The organism is Hydrogenophaga sp. (assembly GCF_051007235.1).
Classification (GTDB): domain Bacteria; phylum Pseudomonadota; class Gammaproteobacteria; order Burkholderiales; family Burkholderiaceae_C; genus Hydrogenophaga.
Genome location: NZ_JBPCSJ010000555.1, coordinates 1 through 10,918 on the forward strand (window position 1 = coordinate 1; position 10,918 = coordinate 10,918).

The following is a 10,918-nucleotide window of genomic DNA, read 5'->3' on the forward strand; positions in this document are numbered from 1 at the left end:
GCGAAGACCCTCCCCTAACTTGTCCGGCTCACCCAGTCATCTCCGGAGCGCGTGTCTGGGTCGAGGATGCGGTGGAACCGGCTCTGCCGGGCCACACGCATCGCCCCCTTGAGGGGGTCGCGCGCAGCGCGGCAGGGGTGATACAATCAAAAGCTTTGCAACTTGTGGCAAGTACAGCGAAATGGTTTCGCTGCGGCTGTCGCACCTGACCTTAGGAATCGCCATGAAAGAAGGCATTCACCCCAACTACCGCGAAGTGTGCTTCGTGGACCTGTCGAACAACTTCAAGTTCGTGACCCGTTCCTGCGTGACCACCAAAGAAATGGTCAAGATGGAAGACGGCCGTGAGCTGCCCCTGTTCAAGCTGGACACCTCCAGCGAGTCGCACCCCTTCTACACCGGCACCCAGAAGTCGGTGGACAACATGGGTGGTCGCGTCGAGAAGTTCCGCAACCGCTACGGCAAGACCGCTGCCAAGTGATAGGGCCCGCGTTGTGCTCCCGGGCACAACCCGCAAAAAAGCAGCCGCCTTGCCGGCTGCTTTTTTTTCGCCTGCCGCGCGCCACATGCACCACCACACCCCTGCCCCGCCGCCCCTGTATAGTCAGCCGCCGTGACCCAGACCACCCCCGCCATCGTGCCGCAGTCGGCGGTGCGCCGCCTGCCCCGGCTGGCGCTCATCCTGTTTTGCGTGGCCTACGTGCTGCCCGGCTTTCTCGGGCGTGAGCCATGGAAGCTGGCCGATGTGTCCGCCTTCGGCGTGATGCTGGAAATGGCCGCCGGCCACAGCAGCTGGTGGCAGCCACAGGTGCTGGGCGAGCTGGTGGACGAACCCGGTCCACTGCCCTACTGGCTGGGCGCCGCCTTCATCCGGCTGTTGCCTTTCCTGTCGGCTGACCTCGCCGTGCGCATTCCATTCGGTGGGTTGCTGGCCCTGACGCTGGCCTGCACCTGGTACGCCGTCTACCACCTGGCGCGCCAGCGCGGTGCGCAGCCGGTGGCCTTTGCCTTCGGTGGCGAAGCCCAGCCGGTCGACTACGCCCGGACGCTGGCCGACGCGGCCCTGCTGGCGCTGGTGGCCAGCCTGGGCCTGGCCCAGCTGTCGCACGAAACCACGCCCGACCTGGCCAGGCTCGCCGCCAGCAGCGCGCTGCTGCTGGGTGCCGCACGGCTGGCGCAAGCCGACGATGCGCACCCAGCGCGCAGCCTGCTGATCTGGACCCTGGCGGCGGCCACGCTGGTGTTCAGCGGCGCGCCCTGGATCGCCCTTGCGTGTGGCGCGGGTTTGCTGTTCTGGATCGGATGGCCACGTCCCGGCGGACCCGAACACGGCGCCCACCACCGCCCCCTGATCGCGGCGGCGGCCATCCTGGCGTCAGTGATGCTGGTCGCCGCCGCGGCCGGGCTCTTGCAAGCGCCCGCCCTGGACATGCCCGACCACTGGAGCGACTGGACCCGCTGGGGCCGTTTGCTGGTGTGGTTCACCTGGCCCGCCTGGCCGTTGGCGTTGTGGACGCTGTGGCGCTGGCGCCGGCAACTGCGCCAGCCGCATGTGGCCCTGCCTTTGTGGACGACCGCGGTCAGCGTGCTCAACAGCGCGGTCAACCCCGACTTCGACCGCGCGCTGCTGCTCGCGCTGCCCGCGCTCGCCACGCTGGCGGCGTTCGCCTTGCCCACGCTCAGCCGCAGCGTGTCGGCCCTGATCGACTGGTTCACGCTGATCTTTTTCACCGGCTGTGCGCTCATCGTCTGGACCGTGTGGGTGGCCATGATGACCGGCGTGCCCGCCAAGCCCGCGGCCAACGTGGCCCGGCTCGCCCCGGGCTTTGTGCCCGAGTTTTCGCTGCTGTTGTTTGCCGTGGCCGCGCTGGCCACGCTGGCCTGGATCTGGCTGGTGGCCTGGCGCGTGGGCGCCCACCGGCAGGCGCTGTGGAAGAGCCTGGTACTGCCCGCTGCGGGTGCCACGCTGTGCTGGCTGCTGCTGATGACGCTGTGGCTGCCCCTGCTGGACTTCGGACGCAGCTACGGGCCGCTCTCGCGCCGCGTCGCCTCGCTGGTCCCCGCCAACAGCTGTGTGCTGGTCGATGGTCTGTCCAGCGCGCAGATCGCGGCCCTGCAGTACCACGGGAGGCTCACGCTGGTGCGCACCGGGCAACCCGAACCGGTCAACGCACGTGACTGCCGCTCCATGGTGGTGAACCCGGGCACACAAGACACCCTGGACCAGCGCGTGCAGCTGACCCAGTGGGCGTTCAAGGCCAGCGTCAGCCGCCTGACCGACCGCAAAGAGCGGCTGCTGGTGTACCAGCGCGTGGGCCAGTGAGGCCCCTGCCCCGGGGCTGATCAGTCGTCCGAGACCGCCTCGCGCACCCGGGTGGGTGGCAGGCTGAGGACGAAGGTGGAGCCCTGCCCCACCACGCTCTCGATGTGCACCTGCCCGCCATGGCGCTGCACCACGTGCTTGACGATGGCCAGGCCAAGGCCCGTGCCTCCCGTCTCGCGCGAACGGCTGCGATCCACCCGGTAGAAGCGCTCGGTCAACCGGGGCAGGTGTTCGGCTGCGATCCCTGGGCCGCTGTCGGCCACGAAGAATTCGGCTCCGCCTTCCGGGCGCACACGCCAGCCCAGGCGGATACGACCACCACCGGGCGTGTACCGCACCGCGTTGCTGGCCAGATTGGACACAGCGCTGAGCAGTTCGCTGCGCACCCCCGAGATCTGCAGGGCTGGACCCGGCTGCGCTTCGATGAGGTGCGGGGTCTCAGCGATGGTGTGCGAAAGCCCTTGCGCCTCCTGCACCACCTGTCGCAGCAGTTCGTCGCCGTCCACCCATTCCCCGGTGCCCGGCGCGGGACTGCCCTCCAGACGCGAGAGCGTGAGCAGGTCGTTGACCAGCGTCTGCATGCGGTGGGCCTGCTGGCTCATCAGGCCCAGATAGCGGGCGCGATCGGCTTCCTCCAGCGGGATGCTCTGCATGGTTTCGACGAAGCCGCTGAGCACCGTCAGCGGCGTGCGGATCTCATGCGAGACGTTGGCCACGAAGTCGCGCCGCATCGTCTCGGCCAGTTGCACCGCCGTCACATCGCGCGTGAGCATGAGCTTGCGTTTGTGTCCGTAGGGGTGGATCTGCAGCGAGATCTTGTTGGGTTGCGAAGGCCGCTGCCCTGGTCCGTCGATCTGGATCTCGTGGCGGAAGTCGCCCTCGGTCAGGTAGGCCACAAACGTTGGTGAACGCACCATGTTGCGGATCGCCTGGCCCAGGTCGCGCTGCGGGTCCAGCCCCAGGTGGGCGGCCGCGGTCTGGTTGCACCACTCGATCGCGCCGTTCGCGTCCAGCAGCACCACACCGTTGGGCGAGGCCTGGATGGCCGAGAGGAAATCCTCCAGCCGGGCGTCGCTGCCCTGTGCCTTTTTTTCCAGCTTCTTGAAGATCTTGCGGTTGCGGTCCAGCAGTTCCCCCCACACACCCCGCAGGTGGGGCGTGCCGGTGACCTCGCCGTTGTTGAGCCAGCGCAGCAAGCGCGTGGCGCTGATGCCGTCCTGGATGCCCCAGGCCAGCGAGCCGAGCAAGGCGCCGATCAGCGTCCCGATGAGCGAGCCTCGACTCCAGCCCCAGGCCGCGCCCAGCAGCACCAGGCACAGCAGGGCAAGTGTCCGGGCGATCATGAGTGGGCGGTCTGGGTGCCTTGCGCGGTCAGGCGGTAACCAGCGCCCCGCACGGTTTCCACCATGCCAGCCGCTTCACCGAGCGACTCCCTCAAGCGTTTGACATGCACGTCCACGGTCCGCTCCTCGATGAAGACATGGTCGCCCCAGATCTTGTCGAGCAGCGTGCCCCGCGTGTGCACGCGCTCGGCGTGCTTCATGAGGTAGTGCAACAGTTTGAACTCCGTCGGCCCGACCTTGAGCTCCTGGCCGCGGTAGCTGATCCGGTAGGTCCCGGCGTCCAGCACCAGTTCGCCGACCTGCACCGAGTCGTTGACGATCTCGGGTGCGCGCCGGCGGAGCACGGCGCGGATGCGCGCCAGCAGCTCCTGCGTGGAAAACGGCTTGGTGATGTAGTCGTCGGCGCCAGCGTCCAGGCCCTGCACCTTGTCGCTCTCGTCGCTGCGCGCGGTCAGCATCAGGATCGGCACCGTCTTCGTGCGCTCGTGCTTGCGCCACTGGCGGGCGAGCGACGCGCCGCTCTCGCCAGGCAGCATCCAGTCCAGCAGGATCACGTCGGGCAGCACGGCGTCCACCTCGCGCTGCGCGGCCTGGCCGTCGAACACCACGGTGGGCGCAAAGCCGTTGTGGCGCAGGTTGACGGCGATCAGCTCGGCGATCGCCGGCTCGTCCTCCACCACCAGCACACGGGGCAGCTTTCTCATGCTCGGGCCTCCAGTCTTGGCGAACGGATCATCGGACCAGCGACTCCACCTTGTCGACCGACGAGTGCCGCACGTCCTCGCCCTTGACCACGAAGATGATCTGCTCGGCGATGTTCTTGGCGTGGTCGCCCACGCGTTCGAGCGATTTGGCCAGGAACAGCAGGTCCAGGCTGGGCGATATCGTGCGCGGGTCTTCCATCATGTAGGTGATGAGCTTGCGCAGGAAGCCGTCGTACTCGGTGTCGATGGCGTTGTCGTCCTTGATGATGGCCAGCGCCATGGTCGTGTCCAGGCGCGCAAACGAATCGAGCGTCTTGCGCAGCATGCCGGCGGCCAGGTCGGCGGCCAGGCGCAGTTCGGACACCGGCAGCGAACGCGGCGTGCCGCCGTGGATGATGGACTTGACCATGCGCGCCACGCGAGCGATCTCGTCGCCGGCACGTTCGAGGTTCTGCGTGGTGCGCGAGATGGCCATGAGGAAGCGCAGGTCGCGCGCCGTTGGCTGGCGCCGGCCAATGGTGGAAATGATTTCGTGATCGATGTTCACTTCCATCTGGTTGATGCGCTGCTCGGTCTCGATCACCTGCTCGGCCGTTTCCAGGCTCATGTGGGTCAGCGCGTAGACCGCCTGGTGCAGCTGCGACTCCACCAGACCGCCCATTTCGAGCACGTGGGTGGAGATGGAGTTGAGTTCGGCATCGAACTGGCTGGAGATGTGTTTGTCGCCCATGCTGGTGCTCCCGTGGATCAGCCGAAACGGCCGGTGATGTAGTCTTCGGTCTCGGTCTTGGTGGGCTTGAAGAAGATCTGTTCGGTCGAGCCGAATTCGATCAATTCGCCCAGGTACATGTACGCTGTGTAGTCGCTGCAGCGCGCGGCCTGCTGCATGTTGTGCGTGACGATGGCGATCGTGTAGTCCTTCTTGAGCTCGTGCACCAGTTCTTCCACCTTGCCGGTGGAGATCGGGTCCAGCGCCGAAGTCGGCTCGTCGAGCAGCAGCACCGAGGGCTTCACCGCCACGCTGCGCGCGATGCACAGGCGCTGCTGCTGACCGCCGGACAGCGACAGACCGCTCTGGTGCAGCTTGTCCTTGACTTCGGTCCACAGCGCGGCCTTGGTCAGCGCCCATTCCACGCGGTCGTCCATCTCGCTCTTGCTGATGTTCTCGTACAGCTTCACGCCAAAGGCGATGTTGTCGTAGATGGACATCGGGAACGGCGTCGGCTTCTGGAACACCATGCCGATGCGGGCGCGCAGCAGGTTGATGTCCTGCTTGGGGTCCAGGATGTTCTGGCCGTATAAGTTGATCGACCCCTCAGCACGCTTGCCGGTGTAGAGGCTGTACATGCGGTTGAGCGTGCGCAGCAGCGTGGATTTGCCACAACCCGAGGGGCCGATGAAGGCGGTGACCTTGCGCTCCTCGATGTTCATGTTCACGTTCTTCAGGCCCTGGAACTGGCCGTAGTAGAAGTTCAGGTTGCGCAGCTCCAGCGCGTTGCGGGTGGTCGTGGCGGCAGCCGTGGCGGTAGCGGTCATGATCGGGTCCGGTTGGAAGAGATGAAAAAGGCTGTGGACTTCACTTGGGCGACTTGTCGCGCAGGTAGACACGGGCGACGATGTTCAGTGCCAGCACCGACAGAGTGATCAGCAGCGCGCCGGCCCAGGCCAGGCGGATCCAGTTGTCGTACGGGCTCATCGCGAACTGGAAAATCACCACCGGCAGGTTGGCCATGGGCTTGGTCATGTCGGTGTTGAAGAACTGGTTGTTCAGCGCGGTGAACAGCAGCGGCGCCGTCTCGCCGCTGATGCGAGCGATGGCCAGCAGCAGGCCGGTGACCACACCGCTCTTGGCGGCGCGCAGCGTGATCATGGTGGCCACCTTCCAGCGCGGCGCGCCCAGGGCAAACGCCGCTTCGCGCAGGCTGCCGGGCACCAGGCGCAGCATGTTCTCGGTGGTGCGCACAACCACCGGCACGGCGATCAGCGACAGCGCCAGCGAACCCGCCCAGCCCGAGAAACCGCCCACCGTGGCCACCGCGATGGCGTAGACGAACAGGCCCAGCACGATGGACGGGGCCGACAGCATGATGTCGGTGACGAAGCGGGTCAGCTCGGCCGTCTTGCTGGTGTCGCCGTATTCGGCCAGGTACACGCCAGCGAAGATGCCGATGGGCGTGGACACCAGCACCGAGAAACCCACCATCAGCAGGCTGCCGACGATGGCGTTGGCCAGGCCACCGCCTTCGGAACCGGGCGCGGGGGTGGACTGGGTGAACAGGTTCAGGTCCATCGCGGCCAGGCCGTTGGAGAACAGCACGAACAAAATCCACAGCAGCACCGCCAGGCCCAGGCCCATGGCGCCCATGGAGAGGGTCAGACCGATCTTGTTGGACAGCTGGCGACGGCGGTAGAGCGTCTGGTTGAATTCCATGGTCACAGCCCCTTGGCCTTTTCGGCGCGGATGATCATCCACTTGGCCAGGGCCAGCACGATGAAGGTGATGACAAACAGCAGGAAGCCCAGTGCGAACAGGGCCGAGATGTGGAAGTCGGCGGCTTCGCCGAACTCGTTGGCCAGGGTCGAGGCGATCGAAGTGCCCGGCGAGAACAGCGAGCTGGGCATGCGGTTGGCGTTGCCGATCACAAAGGTGACCGCCATGGTCTCGCCCAGGGCGCGGCCCAGGCCCAGCATCACGCCACCGATCACGCCTTTTTGCGTGTACGGCAGCACCACGCGGCGCACCACTTCCCAGGTGGTACAGCCCAGGCCGTAGGCCGATTCGCGCAGGATGGGGGGCACGATCTCGAACACGTCGCGCATCACCGCGGCCACGAAGGGCAGCACCATGAAGGCCAGCACGATGCCGGCGGCCAGGATGCCCATGCCGTTGGTGGACCCGCCAAACAGGAAGCCGATCAGCGGCATGGAGCCCAGCAGCTTCTGCACCGGCACCTGGAAGTAGTCGGCAAACAGCGGCGCGAACACGAACAGACCGAACATGCCGTAGATGATGGACGGCACGGCAGCCAGCAGCTCGATGGCGGTGCCCAGCGGGCGACGCAGCCAGGGCGGGCAAGTTTCGGTGAGGAAGAGCGCAATGCCAAACGCCAGCGGCACCGCGATCAGCAGCGCGATGCCGGCGCTGGCCAGGGTGCCGACGATGGCGATCGCGGCACCGAATTCTTCATTGATGATGTCCCACTCGACGTACCAGATGAACCGGGCGCCGAATTTCTGGAACGCCGGCCAGGCGTTGATGAACAGGGAAACGATGATGCCCAGCAGGGCCACCAGCACCAGCAGCGAAAACAGCTGGGTGATGCGGTGAAAGGCCATGTCCTGCAAGCGCTGCTTGCGGGCGATGCCCAACATATGGGGGTTGCCGGTATCGGCGGGCGCGTCAGGGACGGTCATGCTGGCTCCAGCGATGCTCATGGGAACTCCGTGGCCGATTATGTCGGTTCAGTGACAAAAAAAGACCCGCCGGCATGGGGCATACCGGCGGGTACCTTGGCGTTCGGATTACTTGGCGACCTGGTTCCAGACCTTGCTGCGGATCTGGGCGGTCAGGGCGTCGGGCAGCGGCACGTAGTCCAGCTCGGTGGCCAGGGTCTTGCCCTTGCTGAAGGCCCAGTCGAAGAACTTCAGGGCTTCGGCGGAAGCGACCTTGTCCTCGGGCTGCTTATACATCAGGATGAACGACGCGGTGGACACGGGCCAGGCGTTGTCGCCCTTGGCGTTGACCATGGAGATGCCCATGCCGGGAACGCTGAACCAGTCGGCGCTGGCGGCAGCGGCGGCGAAGGTGGTGTCGTCGGGGCTGACGTACTTGCCGTTGGCGTTCTGCAGCTGCATGAAGTTCATCTTGTTCTTCTTCACGTAGGCGTATTCCACATAGCCCAGCGCGCCCTTGACACGGTTGACGTTGGCGGCCACGCCTTCGTTGCCCTTGCCACCCACCGACGAAGCAGCCGGCCACTTCACAGCGGCGCCCTTGCCCACGGAATCGGCCCAGGGCTTGCTCACGGCGCTCAGGTAGTCGGTCCAGTTGAAGGTGGTGCCCGAACCGTCGGCGCGGTGCACCACAGTGATGTTGTCATCGGGCAGCTTCTTGCCGGGGTTCAGGGCGGCCAGCTTGGGGTCGTTCCACTTGCTGATGGTGCCCATGAACATCTCGGCCAGCACGGGGCCGGTCATGCGCAGTTCGCCGGGCTGGAAACCTTCCAGGTTGATCACGGGCACGGTACCGCCGATGATGGCCGGGAACTGGATCATGCCGTCCTTGTCCAGGTCAGCGCCGGGCACCGGCGCGTCGGTGGCCCCGAAGGTCACGGTCTTGGCGCGGATCTGCTTGATGCCGCCCGAGGAACCGATGGACTGGTAGTTCAGGCCCGTGCCGGTTTCCTTCTTGTAGGCCTCGGCCCACTTGGCATAGACCGGGAACGGGAAAGTGGCGCCCGCGCCGGTGATGTCGGCAGCGAAAGCCGTGCCCATGGCCAGGGTGGCCAGGGTGGCGGCGGCAACGGTCTTCAGAAGGGTGCGCTTGGTGTTCATACAAAAGTCCTCACGGTTGGGGGAAGTCGATGGAGGGACTGTAATGACGGTCTGTGACAAGTACATGACAGTCACAAGACTTTCAAGCAGGGACACCGGCTCAGCGATCCATCCACGCTGGACCTGGTGCGCGCTGGGATGGCGCGGACCTGGCTGCGGCGCCAGCAGCGCGTGGTGGTCACACCCAGACCCGGCTCCTGGCTGCCCAGGAAACACAACATGCTGACCGTCAAAGTGCTGGGCTCGGGCTGCGCCAACCGCAAGAAGCGTGAAGCAGCTGTCGTATTCCGCCCATGGTCGAGGTCCAGCGGTGGCCACCGCCTGGCGGGCGACGGCCCGTCAGGGGTGGGTGTGCTGATGACCGGCGTGGTGGTGTGCCGGTGTGTTCGACTGCGCAGGCGTTGACCGCCAGTCGCCGCAGGGCACGGTGAACGGCTCGTTCATCACCTGCAGCGTGGCGTGGGTGATCTCGAAGCGGTCGTGCAGCATCTTGGTCGCAGGGTTTGTGGGTTCGGTCATGGGGTGCTCGGGCGTTGGGTCAGCGGACATTCTGCACCCCGCAACGGCCCACCCCAGGGCATTGGGCCGACCGGTCGGACGCGGCCCGCGGGGCGATACGCCGCCATCGCCCCAGACGCCGGCGTCCCCGGCTCACTCCTGTTCCATTTCGAGGTAGGTGCGGTTGGCCAGCTGGGGCAGCCAGACGTCCATGTGTTTGAGGTGCTTGTAAGGCGCGGCGTCAAAGCTTTTGATGGCCGCGCTCATGTCGGTGCCCGCTTCGACGGCTTTGCCCATGTGGGCGCGCAGGGCACGCAGCAGCTCGCCGGTGTCCTTCTGCGCCTGCGCCAGCGTGGTCACGCGGCCGTGGCCGGGCACCACCACCCGGGGGTTCAGGGCTTCGAGCGCCACGAAGGATTCGACCCAGGTCCGGGTCTTGCTCACCGGGTGCAGGCCCAGGATGCGGTCGACATAGACCACGTCACCGGTGAACACGACACCGCTGTGCGGCAACCAGACCAGGCTGTCGCCCGGCGTGTGGCCGCCGCCGCGGTGCACCACCTCCACAGCCATGTCACCCAGGGTCAGTCGGGTGGTGGCACCGGTCAGCCAGCGCGTGGGCAGCACGATCGCGGTGCCGTCCATCTTCTCCTTGAGCACGGGCGCGTTGGCCCGGAGCTGCTCGGGGCCGCGGGCTTTCATGTCGGCCTCGGCGTCGGCATGGGCCATGATCTCCGCGCCCTGAGCCTTGAAGTAGCCATTGCCCAGCCAGCGGTGGTCCTGCCCGCCGGTGTTGATGACCCACCGGATGGGCTGCGGCGTGACCTTGCGCGCCGCCTCGGCGATCTGCCGGGCGCTCTGGAAGGTGGCGCCCGAATCGATCAGCAAGGCGCCGGCCGGCGTGACCACCAGCCCGATGTTGGCGTTGAGCGCTTCGTTGTCGTAGGTGCGGCCCTCGATGTCCCCGACATGGGCGTACACGTTGGGCGCGACCGGCTGGAAGACCACTTCTACCGCCTGGGCGCTCCAGGCCAGGGTGGCGGCCACAGCGGCCAGCCACCAGGGTTTGAGACGGGTCAGGGACATGTGCATCACGGTTGCTCCAAGAGGTGAAGGGGCACCGGCGGGTGTACGGGGACCGATGCGTCCACCGCTCAGATCAGCCCCGCGATGGCCGCGACGTCTTCAGCGAACATCTGGCCCTTTTCGGCCAGCACCAGCGTGCCGTCCCGCCCGCGCAGCAGGGTGATGGGCAGACCACGCGGTTTGGGAAAGGTCTTGCGCCACGGAGGGCTGGCCCAGGCCGCGGGGAAACGGTAGCCCTTGGCACGGAGGTAGGCCGCCGCGTCCTCGGGCGTCTTGTCGATGGACAGCGCAACCATCTGCAGGCCCCGACCCTTCTGCGACTGCCACAGCTGGTCCATGCTGGGGCTCTGCAGCGCGCAGAACGGGCAGGTGCTGGACCACCAGTACACCAGCAGCGGCCGGCCCTCGGC

12 protein-coding genes are annotated in these 10,918 nt (G+C 66.5%); 2 read left to right on the top strand and 10 right to left on the bottom strand.

What is annotated here, in order from left to right; all coding sequences use genetic code 11:
* The first annotated feature begins 223 nt into the window (after nt 1-223).
* Both ACR2JA_RS19650 and ACR2JA_RS19655 read left to right on the top strand, forming a co-directional pair.
* Nucleotides 224-481 (top strand): type B 50S ribosomal protein L31, encoded by a 258-nt coding sequence (locus ACR2JA_RS19650; protein WP_434010746.1) that lies wholly within the window; start codon nt 224-226, stop codon nt 479-481.
* A 132-nt stretch (nt 482-613) separates the two neighbouring features.
* On the top strand, nt 614-2,323 hold the full coding sequence (locus ACR2JA_RS19655) for a hypothetical protein (RefSeq protein ID WP_434010747.1): 1,710 nt from the start codon (nt 614-616) through the stop codon (nt 2,321-2,323).
* 20 nt (nt 2,324-2,343) lie between these two features.
* Here the strand turns inward: ACR2JA_RS19655 and phoR are convergent, their stop codons facing one another.
* From phoR to ACR2JA_RS19705, 10 genes are all read right to left on the bottom strand, one after another.
* On the bottom strand, nt 2,344-3,666 hold the full coding sequence (gene phoR / locus ACR2JA_RS19660; protein WP_434010748.1) for a phosphate regulon sensor histidine kinase PhoR: 1,323 nt from the start codon (nt 3,664-3,666) through the stop codon (nt 2,344-2,346).
* Complete coding sequence (gene phoB / locus ACR2JA_RS19665; RefSeq protein ID WP_434010749.1) at nt 3,663-4,370, bottom strand: phosphate regulon transcriptional regulator PhoB; 708 nt, start codon at nt 4,368-4,370, stop codon at nt 3,663-3,665. The genes phoR and phoB overlap by 4 nt, the downstream gene beginning before the upstream one ends.
* Before the next feature lie 28 nt (nt 4,371-4,398).
* On the bottom strand, nt 4,399-5,100 hold the full coding sequence (gene phoU / locus ACR2JA_RS19670) for a phosphate signaling complex protein PhoU (RefSeq protein ID WP_434010750.1): 702 nt from the start codon (nt 5,098-5,100) through the stop codon (nt 4,399-4,401).
* Nucleotides 5,101-5,117: 17 nt separating this feature from the next.
* On the bottom strand, nt 5,118-5,906 hold the full coding sequence (gene pstB, locus ACR2JA_RS19675; protein ID WP_434010751.1) for a phosphate ABC transporter ATP-binding protein PstB: 789 nt from the start codon (nt 5,904-5,906) through the stop codon (nt 5,118-5,120).
* Between the two features lie 40 nt (nt 5,907-5,946).
* The gene (gene pstA / locus ACR2JA_RS19680) at nt 5,947-6,801 is read right to left on the bottom strand and encodes a phosphate ABC transporter permease PstA (protein ID WP_434010752.1); all 855 of its coding nucleotides are present in this window, start codon (nt 6,799-6,801) and stop codon (nt 5,947-5,949) included.
* 2 nt (nt 6,802-6,803) lie between these two features.
* A complete protein-coding gene (pstC, locus tag ACR2JA_RS19685) occupies nt 6,804-7,784 on the bottom strand; it encodes a phosphate ABC transporter permease subunit PstC (RefSeq protein WP_434010757.1) in 981 nt (326 codons plus the stop codon).
* Nucleotides 7,785-7,892: 108 nt separating this feature from the next.
* Nucleotides 7,893-8,924, bottom strand: a complete 1,032-nt coding sequence (pstS, locus tag ACR2JA_RS19690; protein ID WP_434010753.1) for a phosphate ABC transporter substrate-binding protein PstS — start codon at nt 8,922-8,924, stop codon at nt 7,893-7,895.
* A gap of 339 nt (nt 8,925-9,263) precedes the next feature.
* Nucleotides 9,264-9,443, bottom strand: coding sequence for a hypothetical protein (locus tag ACR2JA_RS19695; RefSeq protein ID WP_434010754.1), 180 nt, complete (start codon nt 9,441-9,443; stop codon nt 9,264-9,266).
* 132 nt (nt 9,444-9,575) lie between these two features.
* A complete protein-coding gene (locus tag ACR2JA_RS19700) occupies nt 9,576-10,508 on the bottom strand; it encodes an MBL fold metallo-hydrolase (protein WP_434010755.1) in 933 nt (310 codons plus the stop codon).
* Between the two features lie 68 nt (nt 10,509-10,576).
* Nucleotides 10,577-10,918 (bottom strand): TlpA disulfide reductase family protein (locus ACR2JA_RS19705; protein WP_434010756.1); only part of this gene is annotated, 342 nt, incomplete at its 5' end.